Raw genomic sequence first — 17,308 nt, forward strand, 5'->3', positions numbered from 1 at the left:
TGATCGGCGAGCCGGCGGTGGTTAGATGGTGAAAAGAATCGTTCTCGGCGTCCAGTACGACGGGCTGTCCTGGCGCGGCTGGCAGACCCAGCCTTCGGGCGATACGGTGCAGGACAGGCTGGAGGCGGCGCTGGAGAAATTTGCACTGGTGCCGCTCGCCACGACTTGTGCCGGACGCACCGATGCCGGCGTCCATGCACTGGAACAGGTGGTGCATTTCGATACCGACCTCGACCGCGACCTGTTCTCCTGGGTGCGTGGGGTGAATGCCTTCCTGCCGCCATCCATTGCGGTGCGCTGGGCGCATGAGCTGAATGCCGAGGGCGAGTCGGCATTTCATGCCCGCTTCAGTGCTACCGCCAGGACTTACCACTATGTGTTGTACAACGAGCCGGTGCGCTCACCCTTGCTGGCCGGCCGCGCCGGCTGGGTGTTTCGGCCGCTGCAGCTCGAGCCGATGCGCGAAGCCGCCGCCTGCCTGATCGGCACGCATGACTTTTCCGCCTTCCGCGCCGCCGAATGCCAGGCGAAGACGCCGGTCAAGACCATGCATGACATCCGCATCACCCAACAGGGCCGCATGTTCGTCTTTACCCTCAGCGCCAGTGCCTTCCTGCATCATATGGTGCGCAACATCGTCGGTTCCCTGATCTGCGTTGGCAATGGCAACCAGCAGCCCGCCTGGCTGCAATCTGTACTCGAGGGCCGCGACCGCAGCCGCGCAGCGCCGACTTTCATGCCGGACGGCCTGTATCTGGCAAGGGTGACTTACGATCCCAAGTGGAACTTGCCGCAGGAAGCCGGCAACGCCTTGCCGCTGTTCGGGTTGAACGAGACCGCTGGTTGAGGGCAGGGCTGACCCGGACTGCCTTACCGCGTCAGGCCGGCACAAATCGACGATAATGGCGCCTCTCACCCGGTGATCACATGAACCAGCGCACAAGAATCAAGATTTGCGGGCTTTCTCGCCCGGAAGACATCTCGGCTGCCGTCGGGGCCGGTGCCGACGCCATCGGACTGGTTTTCTATCCCAAGAGCCCGCGCTTCATCGAACCGCAAGCCGCCGCGCGTCTGCTGGCGGCGTTGCCGCCTTACCTCGGCGTGGCGGGCCTGTTCGTCAATGCGTCGGAGCAAGAGGTGCTGGCCATCAGCGCCAAGGTGCCGTTGACGCAATTGCAATTCCACGGCGATGAAACCCCGCAGCAATGCGCAACGATTGCACAGGCCGCCATGCGGCCGTTCACCCGCGCGCTGCGGATCACGGCGGATATGAGTGGCGCCGATTTGCTAGAATACGAGTCCGCATACCGCTTGTCTTCGCCGCTTTTTTCCGGCCTCATCCTCGATACTTTCGTGGACGGCTACGGTGGCGGTGGAAAGGTCTTCGATTGGTCCCTCATCCCAAAAGAGCTCGCGCCTCGGGTCGTTTTAAGTGGTGGCTTGAGCGTGCAAAACGTCGCTGAAGCGATCGCTTCGGTTCGTCCCTATGCCGTCGACGTCAGCAGCGGCGTCGAAGCATCCAGGGGCATCAAGGATCCGGCCCGGATACGCGATTTCATCGCCGCCGTGCGCCGGGCAGACCAGGCGGTCGTCTAGCACTGCCAAGCACCAGACAGAAAAGATCCATCATGAAAGAACTCGATCCCGTTGCGGCATTCGCCGAGCGCCAGGCCGCGCCCACTGCCGCCATCCACCAGACTGCGAACTACAATCTGCCGGACGCGAGGGGGCATTTCGGCCCCTACGGCGGCACCTTCGTCTCCGAGACCCTGACGCATGCGCTGACCGAACTGAAGGAAGCCTATGCGCATTTCAGCAAGGATCCGGAATTCCTCGCCGAATTTCACAACGAACTGAAGCATTTCGTCGGTCGCCCCAGCCCGATTTACCATGCAAAGCGCTGGTCCGAGATGGCCGGCGGCGCGCAGATCTATTTCAAGCGCGAAGACCTGAACCATACCGGCGCCCACAAGATCAACAATGTCATCGGCCAGGCGCTGCTGGCCAAGCGCATGGGCAAGCCGCGCGTCATCGCCGAGACCGGCGCCGGCCAGCATGGCGTGGCCACGGCGACCATCTGCGCCCGCTTCGGCCTGGAATGCGTGGTCTACATGGGCAGCGAGGATACCAAGCGCCAGCTGCAGAACGTGTACCGCATGGAACTGCTGGGCGCCCGCGTGGTGCCGGTGGAGTCCGGCTCCAAGACCCTGAAGGATGCGCTCAACGAAGCCATGCGCGACTGGGTCACCAATGTCGAGAACACCTTCTACATCATCGGCACCGTCGCCGGCCCGCATCCCTACCCGATGATGGTGCGGGACTTCCAGTCGGTGATCGGCCAGGAGTGCCTGGAGCAGATGCCTGAGCTGACCGGCCGCCAGCCGGATTACGTGCTGGCCTGCATCGGCGGCGGTTCGAATGCGATGGGCATTTTCCACCCCTACATCAACTATCCTGAGGTGCGGCTGGTCGGCGTCGAGGCGGCCGGGGAAGGGCTGGATAGCGGCAAGCATTCCGCCTCGCTGACCGCCGGCTCGCCGGGCGTGCTGCACGGAAATCGCACTTATCTCCTGCAGGACCAGAACGGGCAGATCATCGAGACGCATTCAGTCTCGGCCGGCCTTGATTATCCTGGGGTCGGCCCGGAACATGCCTGGCTGAAGGATTCGCGCCGGGCGGAGTATGTGTCGGTCACGGACGACGAAGCGCTGGAAGCCTTCCACAACTGCTGCCGCATCGAGGGCATCATCCCGGCGCTGGAGTCCAGCCATGCGATCGCCCACGCGGTCAAGCTGGCGGCCACGCTGCCGAAGGACAAGACCATCCTCGTCAATCTTTCTGGCCGGGGTGACAAGGATATGCATACCGTCGCCGAGCGCATGAAGCGCAAGATCTGAATCCGACCGACGGCTCCGACCCTTGCTGAAAGGCGGGCGGAGCCGCGATGAACCACAGCTTCTGCGCTCCTGCGCGCCATCATTCGAACAAAACCATGTCACGTATTCAGCCCACTCTCTCCAAGCTCGCCGAGCAGCGCCGCAAAGGCCTGATCCCATTCATCACCGCCGGCGATCCCGCCCCGGACCTTACCGTTTCCCTCATGCATGCGCTGGTCGAGGGCGGCGCCGACATCATCGAACTCGGGGTGCCTTTTTCCGATCCCATGGCGGATGGGCCGGTGATCCAGCGCGCTTCCGAACGAGCGCTCGTCAACGGTGTCGGAATGAAGCAGGTGCTGGGTTTCGTGCGTGAGTTCCGCCAACGCGATAACGCCACGCCGGTGGTGCTCATGGGTTATGCCAATCCGATCGAGCACATGGGCCAGCAAGCTTTTATCGCCGCCGCTGCCGAGGCTGGCGTCGACGGCGTGCTGGTGGTGGACTATCCGCCGGAGGAATGCGAGGACTTCGCTGCCGCGCTCAAGGCGAGCGGCATGGACATCATCTTCCTGCTGGCCCCGACCTCAACCGACGAGCGCATCGAGCAGGTCGGAAAAATTGCCAGCGGCTATGTGTATTACGTCTCGCTCAAGGGGGTGACCGGTTCCGGCCACCTCGATCTGGAAGCAGTCGGCAGCATGATCCCGCGCATCCGGCGGCATGTGAACGTGCCGGTCGGCGTAGGCTTCGGCATTCGCGACGCGGCCACGGCCAAGGCGATTGCCTCGGTGTCGGATGCCGTGGTCATCGGCAGCCGCATCATCCAGGAACTGGAGAACACGCCGCGGGATCAGGCGGCGCAGGCGGTAAAGACTTTCATTGGAGGCATTCGCACCGCGCTTGACGAGGAAGTCGTCGCGGCTTGATGCCAGCGGGCAATAGAGGAGTTGGCGCGGGTTAACGGCAAAGGGTACAATCCGCAGGCAAAAAACTGAAACGAGGTATCCATGAGTTGGCTTGAAAAACTGTTACCCCCGCGCATCCAGCGCACCGGATCGTCCAATCGCAAATCCGTGCCGGAAGGCCTGTGGGTCAAGTGCCCGTCATGCGAAGCGGTGCTGTACCGCACCGACCTCGAATCCAACATCCATGTCTGCCCGAAATGCGATCACCACATGCGCATTCGCGCCCGCGAGCGCCTCGACGCGCTGCTGGACGCAGGCGGCCGCTATGAGATCGGCCAAGAAGCCTTGCCGGTCGATTCACTGAAATTCAAGGACAGCAAGAAATACCCGGACCGCCTGAAGGATGCAATGGAAGGCACCGGCGAGACCGATGCGCTGGTGGTCATGGGCGGCGCCATCATGACCCTGCCGGTGGTGGTGGCCTGCTTCGAATTCGAGTTCATGGGCGGCTCCATGGGTTCGGTGGTCGGCGAGCGCTTCGTGCGCGGCGCGCAGGCCGCGCTGGAGCAGAAGGTGCCGTTCATCTGCATCACCGCCACCGGCGGCGCGCGCATGCAGGAAGGCCTGCTGTCGCTGATGCAGATGGCGAAGACCACCGCCATGCTGACCAAGCTGTCGGAAAAGAAGCTGCCCTTCATCTCGGTGCTGACCGATCCGACCATGGGCGGCGTGTCGGCCTCTTTCGCCTTCATGGGCGACGTGGTGATCGCCGAACCGAAGGCGCTGATCGGCTTCGCCGGTCCGCGCGTGATCGAAAACACCGTGCGGGAAAAGCTGCCGGAAGGTTTCCAGCGTGCCGAGTTCCTGGTGCAGAAGGGTGCCGTCGACATGATCGTCGACCGGCGCAAGATGCGCGAGGAGATCGCCCGCCTGCTGGCGCTGCTGCAAAACCAGCCGGCGGAAGTCCTGGCCTGATACGCGGACGCACCGACGCAGCCCGGACTGAGATTCAGCCGGGCTTTTTTCATTTTCAGCCGCTGCTTGAGCGGCATTCGACAAGCGATACATCATGACGACATCCGCCCGCAGCCTGAGTGAATGGCTGGCCCACCTGGAAACCCTGCATCCGAAGGCGATCGAACTCGGACTGGAGCGGGTGAGGGCAGTGAAGGACCGCCTCGGCATCCGGTTCGACTGTCCCGTGATCACCGTCGGCGGCACCAACGGCAAGGGATCCACCTGCGCCATGCTGGAGAGCATCCTGCTGCAAGCCGGCTATCGCGTCGGGCTCTATACCTCTCCGCACCTGATTGACTTCAACGAGCGCGCCAGGCTGGATGGCGAGCCGGTGGATGACGCCGCGCTGGTCGCCCAATTCGAAGCGGTGGAGGCAGCGCGGGGCGAGGTGTCGCTGACCTATTTCGAATTCACCACCCTGGCCATCCTGCGCCTGTTTGCGCAGTCGGGCCGCGACGCGGTGATCCTGGAAGTCGGCCTCGGCGGCCGGCTGGATGCGGTCAATATCATCGATGCCGATGTCGCCATCGTCACCAGCGTCGATCTCGATCACATGGATTATCTCGGCGATACCCGGGAAAAGATCGGTTTCGAGAAGGCCGGCATCTTTCGCCCGGGCAGAACCGCGATCTGCGGCGACCCGGTGCCGCCGTCCACCCTGGTGCAGCATGCCGAGGCCATTAGCGCCGATCTCTGGCTGTTCGGGCGCGACTTCAATTATTCCGGCGACAAGCAGCAATGGAACTACGGCGGCCGCAGCCAGCGCCGCAATTCCCTCGGGTATCCCGCCTTGCGCGGCGCAAACCAGTTGCTCAATGCCTGCGCTGCGCTGGCCGCGCTCGAAGCGCTGCGCGACCGCCTGCCGATAGGCGCCCAGGAAGTTCGCAACGGCCTCGTGCTGGTGGACCTGCCGGGACGCTTCCAGGTGCTGCCGGGCCGGCCGGCCGTCATCCTGGATGTGGCGCACAACCCGCATGCGGCGGCGACCCTGGCGCAGAACATCGACAACATGGGCTTCTATCCCTATACCTATGCGGTATTCGGCGCCATGCAGGACAAGGACATTTCCGGCGTCATCGCCCAGATGAAGGACAGGGTGGACCACTGGTGCCTGACCGACCTGCCCTTGCCGCGCGCCGCCAGTGCTGAATCGATCCGCGCGCAACTCCAGGCGGCGGGCGTGGTTGCCAGCGATACCCAAGGCAGTGAAAAGTCGATAACAACCTTTTCTTCCCCGGCTGACGCCTATGCGAATGCACTGAGCCGTGCTGGAGAGAATGATAGAATTGCGGTTTTCGGATCTTTCCTGACGGTAGCCGGTGTCATGCAAGCCCGCAGATCCGGCCAATCCTGAAGACTCCCTTACCGCATGAGCTTGTTATCGTTTCTCCGCAAGAACAAGCAGGAAGCCGCTTCCACAGAAAGCAAGTATGTCTCGCGCAGCGAGGCGGCTTCCGCCACACCCAACCGCAGCCGTTCCCGCCGCAAGTCCAGCGATAAGTCCGACGCACCGCTCGATCCGGTTCTGCCGGAGAAGAAGCGGGCGCGGCGGCGACTGATCGGCGCGGTGGCGCTGGTGCTGGCCGCCATCATCGGCCTGCCGATGATTCTCGATTCCGAACCGAAGCCGCTGTCGGACGACATCGCGGTACAGATTCCCTCCAAAGACAAGCCCGCTGCACAGCCGGCGCCGCAGCCGAAATCGTCCTCGCCGACGACTTCCCAAGCCGATGTGTCCAGCACCGTGCCGCAGACGGCAGCGCTGGATCCAAAGGAAGAAGTGGTGGAGCCGCCATCAATGCCGCCGGTTGCGGCATCCAAGCAGGCATCGCCGTCGCCAGCCAAGTCCGCCGAGCCGCATGCTGCGAGCGAAAAGACCAAGGCAGCCGCCAAGCCGGCAGACGAGCCGGAAAAGCATGCCGAACATGCTGCCAAGCCGGCAACAGTCGCCAAGCCTGAATCCGCCGTTGCGGCAAAATCCGGCGATGTCGCCAAATCAAGCATCGATGCCAATGCAAAAAAGGCCGAAAAACCGCAGGATTCCGCACGCGCCGTGGCACTTTTGGAGGGCAAGAACGATCCTAAGCATGCTACCGACAGGAAACCCGGGAATTTCGTGATCCAGGTAGCTGCATTGGCCTCCAGGGACAAGGCGAGCGAAGTGCAGGGCAAGCTGAAGGATGCCGGCATCAAGTCCTATACAGAGAAGGTCAGCACCGATGGCGGCGAGCGCATACGCGTGCGGGTCGGTCCATTCGGCAGCAAGGAAGAGGCAGACAAGGTCAAGCAGAAGCTCAACAAGCTTGGATTGAACGGCAGCCTGCTGCCGGCTTGATTTCCTGAACTGTGACGCTATTTGATTATCTGGTTGTTTTCGTGCTGGCCGCGTCCGTCATCATCAGCACCCTGCGCGGATTGATCAAGGAAGTGGTGTCGCTGCTGGGATGGATCGTTTCTTTCATCGTTGCCAACGCCTACAGCGAAGAACTGGGGGTGCTGCTGCCCACCATGATTCCCGGCGCCACCGTTCGCCTGATCGTAGCCTTCATCGCGCTTTTCATCGGTGTACGCATCCTGATGGCGCTGCTCGGCGCGGCGCTGGAAGCTCTGGTCAAAGCCGCCGGCCTCAGTGTTGCTGACCGCGGGCTGGGTGGATTGTTCGGCCTTGCGCGCGGGCTGCTGCTGGTGCTGGCGGCAGTGCTGCTGTGCGGGATGACGGCCATTCCGCAGCAGGCTTTCTGGCGGGACGCCGTGCTGAGCCCGCTGGCGGAAACCGCCGCGCGCACCGTGATGCCTTTCCTGCCGGGCGATATCGCCCGGCATATAGAGTTTTGAACTTGTTCTAGTCGAGGAGTCCACCATGTGTGGCATTGTAGGCGTCGTTTCCCATAGCCCCGTCAACCAGCTCATCTATGATGCGCTGCTGCTGCTGCAGCATCGCGGCCAGGATGCGGCAGGCATTGCAACCAACCACGGCAATACCTTCAGCATGTACAAGGCCAACGGCTTGGTGCGCGACGTGTTCCGTACCCGTAACATGCGCTCGCTGCCGGGAAATGCCGGCATCGGCCAGGTGCGCTATCCGACCGCCGGCTCGTCCAGCGAGGAAGAAGCGCAACCGTTCTACGTCAATGCGCCATTCGGCATCATCCTCGCGCACAACGGCAACCTGACCAACTGGGAACAGCTGAAGATCGAACTGTTCAAGAACGATCGCCGCCACATCAACACCGCCTCCGATTCCGAAGTGCTGCTGAACGTGCTGGCGCACGAGATCCAGCTGGCGACGACCGGCTACTCGCTCGACCCGTCGGCGCTGTTCAAGGCGGTTTCCGCCCTGCATCGCCGCGTGCGCGGTTCCTACGCCGTGGTCTCGCAGATCGCCGGCTACGGTCTGCTGGCCTTCCGCGACCCGTTCGGCATCCGCCCGCTGTGCATCGGCTTCAATGAAGGCGAAGCCGGTCCGGAGTACATCGTGGCCAGCGAATCGGTAGCCCTGGAAGGCCTGGGCTTCCGCTTCCTGCGCGACGTGATGCCGGGCGAAGCCATCTTCATCGACATGGACGGCAACCTGTATAACCAGCAGTGCGCCGACAATCCGGTGCTCAATCCCTGCGCCTTCGAGTTCGTCTACCTCGCCCGCCCGGATTCGGTCATCGACGGCGCCTCGGTCTACCATTCCCGCCTGAAGATGGGCGAATACCTGGCCGAAAAGATCCACCGCGAGATCAGCAGCGGCGCCATCGACGTGGTGATGCCGATCCCCGACTCCTCCCGTCCGGCGGCGATGGAGCTGGCGCACAAGCTGAACCTCAACTACCGCGAAGGCTTCATCAAGAATCGCTACATCGGCCGTACCTTCATCATGCCCGGCCAGGCGCTGCGCAAGAAATCGGTGCGCCAGAAGCTCAATGCGATCGGTTCCGAGTTCAAGGACAAGAGTGTGCTGCTGGTGGACGATTCCATCGTGCGCGGCACCACCAGCCGGGAGATCGTGCAGATGGCGCGCGAATCCGGCGCCAAGCGCGTGATCTTCGCTTCAGCGGCGCCGCCGGTGCAGTTCCCGAACGTCTACGGCATCGACATGCCGACCCGCGATGAATTGATTGCCCACGGCCGCAGCCAGGAGGAAGTCTGCCGCGAGATCACCGCCGACGCCCTGGTGTACCAGGACCTCGACGCGCTCAAACGTGCCATCTCCGACGTCAACCCGGCGCTTCGCAATTTCGAGGCTTCCTGCTTCGACGGTAATTACATCACCGGTGACATATCCCGTGACTACCTCGATCGCCTGGAATATGCCCGCAATCATCCCAAGCAGCAGATTGAAGAGGGTACCAAGACTCAGCTCAACCTGAATCTGGCGCGGGTCGATTAAGGTCCGTCCAGCCGGCGGTTGTGCCGGCCTGCAAACAAAAACGCTTGCCGCGGTTTCCCGGGCAAGCGTTTTTTTATGGCTTTGCGCTGAGGTGCGACAGGCGTCAATGGCAGCGCAGCAGGTCGGCGAATTCGTGGGCAGGGAGCGGCTTGCTGAAGAAGTAGCCCTGCATTTCGTCGCAATGATGGTCGCGCAAGAAGGCGACCTGTTCCTCCGTCTCCACGCCCTCGGCGATCACCTTCAGGTTCAGGCTGTGGCCGAGTTCGATCACCGTGCTGGTGATGGCTGCATCGTCCGCATCGGTGGCGATGTCGCGTACGAAGGATTGGTCGATCTTCAGGTGATGCAGCGGGAAGCGCTTCAGATAGCTCAGGCTGGAGTAGCCGGTGCCGAAGTCATCGATGGACAATCGCACGCCCAGGCTCTCCAGCTCCTGCAGCTTGGAGACGAACACTTCGGCGCTGTTCATCACGATGCTCTCGGTCAGCTCCAGTTCCAGGTGTCTGGAAGCCAGGCCGACGCGGTCCAGGGTGCCGGCGACCGATTCCACCAGATCGTCCTGATTGAACTGGCGTGCCGACAGATTGACCGACACGCTGATCGGCGGCAGTCCCTCATCCTGCCAGGCGCGGTTCTGCTCGCAAGCGGTATTCAGCACCCAGTCGCCGATCGGCACGATCAGGCCGATTTCCTCGGCCATCGGAATGAAGCGGGTCGGCGGCACCATGCCCATCTCGGGATGATTCCATCGGATCAGCGCCTCGGCCCCGATGATGCGCCGCGTGCTGGCTTCCACCTTGGGCTGGTAGAACAGCTCGAACTCCTTGCGTTCCAGCGCGCGGCGCAAGGCGCTTTCGAGTTCCGCCCGTTCCATGGCGCGGACGCTCATGTCGCGCGAGTAGAACTGGAAGGCATTGCCTTGTTCTTCCTTGGCGCGGTACATGGCGATGTCGGCATTGCGCAGCAGCGCATGGATGTCGCCGGCATCGTCCGGGAACAACGTGGCGCCGACGCTGACCGTCACATACAGCTCGTGCGGACCGATCAGGAAAGGTTCCGAAAATTCGCGAAAGATCTTGGAGGCGACCGCCACCACGTCATCCGGCTTGCGGATGTCGGTCAGCAGCAAAATGAACTCGTCGCCGCCCTGGCGCGCCACCGTGTCGCCATCGCGCACGCTGCGCTTGAGCCGTTCGGATGCCGTCACCAGCAGCGCATCGCCCACGGAGTGGCCGAAACTGTCGTTGACACTCTTGAAGCGGTCGAGGTCGATGAACAGCACCGCCACCATCGAACGGCTGCGCCGCGCATGAGCGATGGCCTGGTTGATGCGGTCGGCCAGAAGATTGCGATTGGCCAGGCTGGTGAGCGAATCGTGGTCGGCGAGATACTCGATGCGCGCTTCGTACTCCTTGCGCGCGCTGACGTCGATGGCGATGCCATCGCAGCGAACTATCTTGCCGGTTTCATCCCGCACCGGACGCGCCCGTTCCTCGATCCAGCGCAGCCCGCCATCCGGCCGGACGATGCGGTATTCGACGGTGATGCTCTGTTCCTTCTGCAGGCGCGAATGCGCCAGCCTGACCGCCTCGCGGTCGTCCTGATGCACCACTTCCAGCCACAGCTTCTTGTTCCGGTAAAAGGCTTCCGGCGGCAAGCCGTAAATATCCTCCACCACCGCGTTCAGATAAATGAAGCCGTTCGCGTTCATCGACCACACCACGTTGTCGATGGAACCGAGGATTCCCGACAACTTTTCCTGGGTGGCCCGCAGTTCGCGGTCGGCCTGTTCATGGGCTTCGCGGGCGCGCATGCTGCCGATGCCGAAGGCGATGTCGTGGGCGATCTCCTGCAGAACGCCGATCTGCTCGGCGTCGAAGGAATCGCATTCCGCCTCGTAGATCGCCAGCATGCCGAAGCTGCTGACGCCATCGCGCAGGGGCAGGAAAATCGCGAGGTCATGATCCGGCCCGCCATGCGGCGTAGGGCCGTCGCGCCCGACATGGGTGACCAGCCAGGAGGTCAGCATGGGTGGAATCTCGCCCTCCGCCGCGGCATGGGTTCCGGCCGAAGCCACGCGGCGGATGTCGCCGCTCGCTTGATCGGCATAACCTATCCAGGCCATGCCGTAGCCGCCTTCGGCCACCATGGCTTCGCACACGCGACGCACGAGATCGGCTTCATCATGCGCATGCACCATCGCATGGGTGCATGCCGCCATCACGGTTCGCGCCCGCAGGGTGCGGCGCAGCGCTTCCTGCGCCTGACGGCGCTCGTTCACCTCATTGCTCAGCTGCCGATGCTGGTGGCGAATTTCCCGCTGCAGCACCAGGTTTTCGTAGACCACGGCGAGCTGGGCGGCCACCGCCGCGGCGGACCTGGCGTCGATCTCGCTGAAGCCGGGTCCGCCCAGCTTGTCGCCGAGGCAGAGCCAGCCATGGAGGCGACCCCTGGTTTCCATCGGTACCGCGATCATGGTTACCGGCGCATCGGGAGCAGGCTCATAGCGCATGGCGCGCTCCAGCAAGCCGCCATGGGCCAAGGTATCAGCCGCAGCGTGATCGAGGCCTCGGGCAACCTGCTGACGCAGCGCGCCATCGTCATCGGCAATGCCGATGACGGCGCTGCCGGCGCCGCAAATATCCTGAACCAGACGGCAGCCGAGTTGGAGCATGCGCTTGGCATCCCGTTCGGACGCAAGTTCGATGCAAAGCTCGATCAATGAAGCCAGCCGCAGGCTGACGCACTGCAGGCGGGACAGCGTTTCAATGAGTTCGCCGGTGGCGCGACGGGTCGCATGCTTCAGCGGAGCTTCGTCGATGTCGCCGCGGTGCGGGTCGAGTTGCTCCTGCTCGATATGGGATTCGCCGCAGGCGGTGGCCAGTTCGCACATCAATGCCTGCCGTACCGCCTGCAGTACCGTTTCCGGTTCGACCGGCTTGGGCAGTATCCATTGCACGCCACAGCGCGCAGCTGCCTGGCCGGCGCTATCGCGGCCTTGGGCGGAGGTGTAAAACATGACCGGCAGGTTGTTGTCGCCGCGCCGGCTTCGCAATTCATCGACGAAATCATCGATTTTCATGGCGGACCAGTGCGCCTCGGTGATGACCAGGTCAGGCTGACCGTCCATGATGGCGGCAAACGCCGCTTGGGCGTTGTCCGCTTCGAGCACCCGATGGCCGCCGTGGGCGAGGAGCGCCGATAGGTAACGGCGGCTCAATACATGCTCATCGACGATGAGTATCGTTGCCATGTGTACTCCTTATTGTTGTTTCCGGTTCGGCGTGAGTCTCAAACCGCAGCGGCGATTGCTGCCACGGGAAGAGGCGCGGACATGGCCGCGCAGCCTAACGGATTCGTGCGATCAGATCCGATGTGCGCCCAAGCTGCCCTGAGGAAGGTGGGTGCTGGAGAAGGGTTGGGCTTCGCCACTCCTGTGCGGGCGGCGAGCAGGCCTTGCTATTGCTTCACTTGTCATGGGATCAGTCGGATGCATTAGTATCTCGCGGCTGTTTCGGGAAAAGTGCAGCCGCTGCCCTGTATGGGAGCGTGGAGAAGGTGATGCTTTTTTAATAACTCCAGGAAATGCTCCCGCTGCTGTGACCGGATCGCCAGAGAAAAATTCCAGAATGACTTACAAAATTATTCTGATCCCATGAGTTGCAGGATAGGCGGAACAGTCCGCTTCGATAGCGGCAAGGCAAACGGCGTTAAAATGAGGGCAAGCCAACATTACCCGTTCAGCTGGAAGCGACGGGTTTTTTTATTGCCATGAACGACACCAAAAAATACGGTTTCACCACCACCATCCTGCACAGCGACCGCCAGAAGCCGATCGAACACGGTTCCTTGCACAAGCCCATTCATACATCGGTCGCTTTCGGCTATCAGGACGCGCGCGAGCTGGCGTCAGTCTTCCAGGGCAAGCAGCCCGGGTTCCGCTACGGTCGCCAAGGCAATCCGACGGTTTCCGCGCTGGAGGAAAAAATCACGCGCATGGAGCAGGGCCTCGCCACCATCTGCTTCGCCACCGGCATGGCCGCCATCGGCTCCCTGGTGCAGGCGCTGCTGCGCAATGGCGATCATGTGGTGTCGTCGTCCTTCCTGTTCGGGAACACCAACAGCCTGTGGCAGACCGCCACCGGCCAAGGCATCGAGGTGAGCTTCGCCGATGCGACCGATGTCGCCAACGTCGAGGCGGCGCTGACGCCCCAGACGCGCATGGTGTTCGTCGAGACGATCGCCAATCCCCGCACCCAGGTGGCGGACTTGAAGCGCATCGGCCAGCTTTGCCGCGATCGCGGCATCCTTTACGTGGTGGATAACACCATGACCTCGCCGTATCTGTTCCGGCCGAAGATGGTGGGCGCCAGCCTGGTGGTGAATGCGCTCACCAAGTCGATTGCCGGCCATGGCAACGTGCTCGGCGGCGCTGTCACTGACACCGGCCTGTTCGACTGGTCGCGCTATCCCAACATCATCGAGACTTACAAGCGCTATGCCCAGGCGCAGTGGGGCCTGGCCCAGATTCGCGCCAAGGCGCTGCGCGATTTCGGCGCTTCGCTGGCGCCGGAGTCGGCCCATCATATCGCCGTCGGCGCCGAAACCATCGCCCTGCGCATGGAGCGGGAATGTGCCAATGCGCTGGCGCTGGCGCGCATGCTGGAGGCGGACAAGCGCGTGGCTGCGGTGCATTATCCGGGCCTGCCGTCACATCCGCAGCATGAGATTGCAACGAAGCTGTTCCGCGCCTGCGGCAGCCTCCTGAGCTTCGAGCTGCAGCCGGAGGTGGATTGCTTCGATTATCTGAATCGTCTGAAGCTTGGCGTCCCCGCCAGCAATCTCGGCGATACCCGTACCCTTGTGATTCCGGTCGCGCATACCATCTTCTACGAAATGGGTCCGGAGCGGCGCGCCAGCATGGGCATCGCTGAATCGCTGATCCGGGTGTCGGTCGGCATCGAGGATACCGAGGATCTGGTGGAAGACTTCCGGCAGGCGCTCGACGCCTGACGATGGCATGGTGGTCCGCGACGGCCTTGCGCGGCGGACCGATCTTGCATCAAACGATATTCTTTGCCGTCGCCTCGTCGAAGACTTTTTCGATCCGCACCGGGCGATGCGTCTGCAGGCGATCCAGCAGCAATTCGGCATCCGGTTCATGGATCAGCATGGATGCCTGGTTGGCCTGCACGAAGCCCTGGTTGACGGTGTGCTGCAGGAAGGCGATCAGGCCGTCATAGAAGCCGGCCGCGTTGAGCAGGCCGATGGGCTTGGTGTGAAAGCCGAGCTGGAACCAGGTGAAGATCTCGAACAGTTCTTCAAAGGTGCCGATGCCGCCCGGCATGGCAATGAAGCCGTCGGCAAGCTCCGCCATCAGGGCTTTGCGTTCGTGCATATTCTTGACCACATGCAGCTTGGTAAGCCCGCGATGGCCGACTTCCTTGTCCATCAATGCTTGGGGGATGACGCCGACGGCTTCGCCGCCGAGTCGCAGGATTTCGTTGGCGATTTCGCCCATGAGGCCGACCCGGCCGCCACCGTAGACAAGGCCGATTCCCTTGTTGACCATCTGTCCGGCGAGGGCGCGCGCCGCCTCGACGTAAGCCGGATTTTTGCCTTTGGAAGAACCGCAATAGACGCAGATTGATTTCATGTGGATTCGAGAATCATCAAAAGAAAAGGTAGAGTGTTTGCGTGAGGCGGCAGCAGCAAAGAGATTATGAGTCGCCAGCGGCCGCGGCCGTCGGGTCCATGCGGCGCTGGTAATCCTCCGCCAGCTTTTGAAATCGCGCGCGCGTCTCGGCCCGCAGGTAGGGCGCGATCAGCGACAGGACCTGGTAGCAGCCGCGCGACAGGGTTTCCGCTTCCTGTTCGCTGAACTTGCGTGGATTGCGCACGTACTCGTAGGACAGCCAATAGGTGGCCACGACGACGATATTGCTGGCGAGCGCATCGATCTCCGCATCGCTGCCTTCGAACAGCTGGTCGCCGCGCAGGCCGATGCATAGCTGGCGCGCGACGCCGATCTTGTGCGCGAAGATTTCTTTGAAGCGCAGCTCCAGCTTGCGATTGCGCGACAGCAGATCGCTCAGGTCGCGATAAAAGAAGCGGTACTGCCAGACCAGTTCGAACATCAGGTGCAGGTAGTTCCAGACATCGTCGATGGTCGGGCGGCGGTCGGCCGGCACCGCCAGCATCCGGCCGATCTCGGCGCCAAACTGGTCGAACAGGGAATCGACGATGTCGTCCTTGTTCCGGAAGTGGTAATAGAGGTTTCCCGGGGAAATCCGCATTTCCTCGGCGATCACGGTGGTGGTGATGTTGGGTTCGCCGAAGTCGTTGAACAGCCTGAGGGAAAGCTCTAGGATTCTGTCCCGGGTTCGCCGTGGCGCTTTCGATTGCATGCAGCAACTCTTTACGATGCTTGGTCTGCGGCAAGGATAGCATCATTGCCCCTGAGGCTGTGCTTGCTCGGCCCTAAACCCACGAGCCCGGCGGACGCTACTCCGGCTTCGGCAGAACCACCGTATCGACGATATGGATTACGCCATTGTCGGCGTTGATATCGCTTTGCGTGACGTTGGCGTCATCGACCGTCACTTTGCCGTTGTCCGACTTCAGGTTCACCGGTTTGCCGTCCAGCGATTCCACCTTGCCCGGCTTGACTTCCGTCACCAGGACCTTGCCCTTGATGACGTGATGGTTGATCACCTGCGCGAGTTTGGCCTTGTCCTTGAACAGCGAGTCACGCGTTTCGTTCGGCAACTTGTCGAAGGCGGTGTTGGAGGGGGCGAAGACGGTGTAAGGGCCACCTTGCTTCAGCGCTTCCGCGACGCCTGCATCTTTAACTGCCGCGGTGAAGGTCTTGATTTCGCTCGAGCGGGCGGCCGTGTCGACCAGATCGGCGGCACTGACGGATGTCATTAGGAAAATGCCGATGTGAAGCGTGAAAAGGCGGGTTATCGTGCGCATGATAATGAGGTGCAAGAACGTTATCCCAGATTCGGTTTCCGAGTCCGGTCAAAAGTTCAATTCGTTAGCGGCCTGATTGCTTGCGACTGGCAATGTATCAATGCCGTCAGCCCCGTATGGCGGCGCTGCAGGAGGCTTCCCGTATCTCGTCGATGACGCATTCATGCACGCCGGCCATGAGCCCGAGCGCGACGTGGCCGATGCCATGCAGCTCGATGTTGCGGGCGCCTGCCAAGTGGGATGAGGTTTGCGGGGAAATGATGTTGTCGTGATGGGAGTAGATGGACGTGATGATGGCCCGGGTCTCCTCCGATTCGGCGTTTGCCAGTGCCCTCAGCCAGGCGCTGGACGCCCCTTCGACGCCATCGCGCTGCCACTCCATTTGGCGGCAGTTCTCCCCCACGCCGAAGCGGGCGATACCGGTGCCATTGTGCGGGCTGCCGAGGGTAACGAGCCGGGCGACGCGGCCGGCGCCCCAGCGCTTGAGGTAGGCGCGGGCGGCAAGACCGCCCATGCTGTGGGCGACGATGATGATCCTGGGGCTGCGTGTCGCCTGGCAGATGGCATCGATGCCTCGATGGATCAGTGGAACGTATGTGTCAATGCTGGCTGCGACCGGCTCGAGGTCCAGGGCGTAATGGGTGATGCCTGCCTTCTGCAAGGCCTTGCTGAGAAAATGCCAATAGCCGCTGTTGCAGCCATAGCCATGCACCAGCAACACCGGCAACTGACACTGGCCGTTGCCTTCGCGTTGCCAGAAGGTGCAAAAGGGCATGGTCCAGGAGGAGGAAATCATGGTGGCCATGAATTCCTGAAGAAACAGCTTCAGGCCGCGGGCTGGGCCAATCACGAACGCTTCCGGCGTCTCACTGCGGAAGGTCCAGGAAAGATGAAAATTGTTGGCCGTGATGGCCATGCGCACCGAAAGCACGATGAGCAGGGCAAAAAGGAGGGAGGTGAGGGGCCCAAGTTGCGCAACGCGCACCAGTGCAAAAGCGATGAGGCCGGCGAACAGCAGTTGAAGCAGGAGCAGAAAGCGGGTGAGACGGGCGACCATGCTCGCAGATGCCTTGCAGGAAGCGTATCGGAAGGTGCCATTCTAGCCGTTTCCGGTGCCGGTCACGGCGCGGCCGGCGAAGTCTTGAAGGCGAGCT

At 62.2% G+C, this 17,308-nt stretch carries 15 protein-coding genes; 10 read left to right on the forward strand and 5 right to left on the reverse strand.

Annotated features, from left to right (window positions below; all coding sequences use genetic code 11):
* Positions 1-25 precede the first annotated feature (25 nt).
* The 9 genes from truA (at position 26) to purF (ending at position 9,179) form a co-directional block, all read left to right on the forward strand.
* On the forward strand, positions 26-847 hold the full coding sequence (gene truA, locus CHB88_RS19565; RefSeq protein ID WP_176442563.1) for a tRNA pseudouridine(38-40) synthase TruA: 822 nt from the start codon (positions 26-28) through the stop codon (positions 845-847).
* Between the two features lie 80 nt (positions 848-927).
* Positions 928-1,596, forward strand: coding sequence for a phosphoribosylanthranilate isomerase (locus tag CHB88_RS19570; RefSeq protein ID WP_089401029.1), 669 nt, complete (start codon positions 928-930; stop codon positions 1,594-1,596).
* A gap of 32 nt (positions 1,597-1,628) precedes the next feature.
* Positions 1,629-2,897, forward strand: a complete 1,269-nt coding sequence (gene trpB / locus CHB88_RS19575; protein WP_089401030.1) for a tryptophan synthase subunit beta — start codon at positions 1,629-1,631, stop codon at positions 2,895-2,897.
* Between the two features lie 95 nt (positions 2,898-2,992).
* Positions 2,993-3,805, forward strand: a complete 813-nt coding sequence (gene trpA, locus CHB88_RS19580) for a tryptophan synthase subunit alpha (protein WP_089401116.1) — start codon at positions 2,993-2,995, stop codon at positions 3,803-3,805.
* Between the two features lie 81 nt (positions 3,806-3,886).
* A complete protein-coding gene (gene accD / locus CHB88_RS19585) occupies positions 3,887-4,759 on the forward strand; it encodes an acetyl-CoA carboxylase, carboxyltransferase subunit beta (protein WP_089401031.1) in 873 nt (290 codons plus the stop codon).
* Positions 4,760-4,853: 94 nt separating this feature from the next.
* Positions 4,854-6,155, forward strand: a complete 1,302-nt coding sequence (gene folC / locus CHB88_RS19590; RefSeq protein ID WP_089401032.1) for a bifunctional tetrahydrofolate synthase/dihydrofolate synthase — start codon at positions 4,854-4,856, stop codon at positions 6,153-6,155.
* A gap of 15 nt (positions 6,156-6,170) precedes the next feature.
* Positions 6,171-7,136 (forward strand): SPOR domain-containing protein, encoded by a 966-nt coding sequence (locus CHB88_RS19595; protein ID WP_089401033.1) that lies wholly within the window; start codon positions 6,171-6,173, stop codon positions 7,134-7,136.
* 11 nt (positions 7,137-7,147) lie between these two features.
* Positions 7,148-7,636, forward strand: coding sequence for a CvpA family protein (locus tag CHB88_RS19600; protein WP_089401034.1), 489 nt, complete (start codon positions 7,148-7,150; stop codon positions 7,634-7,636).
* Between the two features lie 25 nt (positions 7,637-7,661).
* Positions 7,662-9,179, forward strand: coding sequence for an amidophosphoribosyltransferase (purF, locus tag CHB88_RS19605; protein ID WP_089401035.1), 1,518 nt, complete (start codon positions 7,662-7,664; stop codon positions 9,177-9,179).
* Between the two features lie 103 nt (positions 9,180-9,282).
* On the opposite strand, the gene CHB88_RS19610 is transcribed toward purF, so the two are convergent.
* On the reverse strand, positions 9,283-12,432 hold the full coding sequence (locus tag CHB88_RS19610; RefSeq protein WP_089401036.1) for a two-component system response regulator: 3,150 nt from the start codon (positions 12,430-12,432) through the stop codon (positions 9,283-9,285).
* Between the two features lie 518 nt (positions 12,433-12,950).
* Between CHB88_RS19610 and CHB88_RS19615 the strand changes: the two genes are divergently transcribed.
* Positions 12,951-14,192, forward strand: a complete 1,242-nt coding sequence (locus tag CHB88_RS19615; protein ID WP_089401037.1) for a cystathionine gamma-synthase family protein — start codon at positions 12,951-12,953, stop codon at positions 14,190-14,192.
* Positions 14,193-14,241: 49 nt separating this feature from the next.
* Here CHB88_RS19615 and CHB88_RS19620 read toward each other — a convergent pair whose 3' ends face one another.
* The 4 genes from CHB88_RS19620 to CHB88_RS19635 all read right to left on the reverse strand — a co-directional run bounded on the left by CHB88_RS19620 (position 14,242) and on the right by CHB88_RS19635 (position 17,211).
* Positions 14,242-14,835, reverse strand: coding sequence for an LOG family protein (locus CHB88_RS19620; protein WP_089401038.1), 594 nt, complete (start codon positions 14,833-14,835; stop codon positions 14,242-14,244).
* A 64-nt stretch (positions 14,836-14,899) separates the two neighbouring features.
* Positions 14,900-15,586 carry a TetR/AcrR family transcriptional regulator gene (locus CHB88_RS19625; RefSeq protein ID WP_089401039.1) on the reverse strand — a complete coding sequence of 229 codons (687 nt, stop codon included), beginning with the start codon at positions 15,584-15,586 and terminating at the stop codon, positions 14,900-14,902.
* 97 nt (positions 15,587-15,683) lie between these two features.
* Positions 15,684-16,106 carry a fasciclin domain-containing protein gene (locus CHB88_RS19630; protein ID WP_245845090.1) on the reverse strand — a complete coding sequence of 141 codons (423 nt, stop codon included), beginning with the start codon at positions 16,104-16,106 and terminating at the stop codon, positions 15,684-15,686.
* A gap of 154 nt (positions 16,107-16,260) precedes the next feature.
* Entirely contained in the window at positions 16,261-17,211 is a 951-nt protein-coding gene (locus CHB88_RS19635; RefSeq protein ID WP_089401040.1) for an esterase/lipase family protein, read from the reverse strand.
* Between the last annotated feature and the right edge of the window lie 97 nt (positions 17,212-17,308).

This window comes from Noviherbaspirillum humi, from assembly GCF_900188095.1.
Lineage (GTDB): Bacteria > Pseudomonadota > Gammaproteobacteria > Burkholderiales > Burkholderiaceae_D > Noviherbaspirillum > Noviherbaspirillum humi.

Coding starts and splice junctions, on each gene's coding strand:
- truA (WP_176442563.1), top strand. CDS start 26: ATGGTGAAAAGAATCGTTCTCGGCGTCCAGTACGACGGGCTGTCCTGG.
- CHB88_RS19570 (WP_089401029.1), top strand. CDS start 928: ATGAACCAGCGCACAAGAATCAAGATTTGCGGGCTTTCTCGCCCGGAA.
- trpB (WP_089401030.1), top strand. CDS start 1,629: ATGAAAGAACTCGATCCCGTTGCGGCATTCGCCGAGCGCCAGGCCGCG.
- trpA (WP_089401116.1), top strand. CDS start 2,993: ATGTCACGTATTCAGCCCACTCTCTCCAAGCTCGCCGAGCAGCGCCGC.
- accD (WP_089401031.1), top strand. CDS start 3,887: ATGAGTTGGCTTGAAAAACTGTTACCCCCGCGCATCCAGCGCACCGGA.
- folC (WP_089401032.1), top strand. CDS start 4,854: ATGACGACATCCGCCCGCAGCCTGAGTGAATGGCTGGCCCACCTGGAA.
- CHB88_RS19595 (WP_089401033.1), top strand. CDS start 6,171: ATGAGCTTGTTATCGTTTCTCCGCAAGAACAAGCAGGAAGCCGCTTCC.
- purF (WP_089401035.1), top strand. CDS start 7,662: ATGTGTGGCATTGTAGGCGTCGTTTCCCATAGCCCCGTCAACCAGCTC.
- CHB88_RS19610 (WP_089401036.1), bottom strand. CDS start 12,432: ATGGCAACGATACTCATCGTCGATGAGCATGTATTGAGCCGCCGTTAC.
- CHB88_RS19615 (WP_089401037.1), top strand. CDS start 12,951: ATGAACGACACCAAAAAATACGGTTTCACCACCACCATCCTGCACAGC.
- CHB88_RS19620 (WP_089401038.1), bottom strand. CDS start 14,835: ATGAAATCAATCTGCGTCTATTGCGGTTCTTCCAAAGGCAAAAATCCG.
- CHB88_RS19625 (WP_089401039.1), bottom strand. CDS start 15,586: ATGCAATCGAAAGCGCCACGGCGAACCCGGGACAGAATCCTAGAGCTT.
- CHB88_RS19630 (WP_245845090.1), bottom strand. CDS start 16,106: ATGACATCCGTCAGTGCCGCCGATCTGGTCGACACGGCCGCCCGCTCG.
- CHB88_RS19635 (WP_089401040.1), bottom strand. CDS start 17,211: ATGGTCGCCCGTCTCACCCGCTTTCTGCTCCTGCTTCAACTGCTGTTC.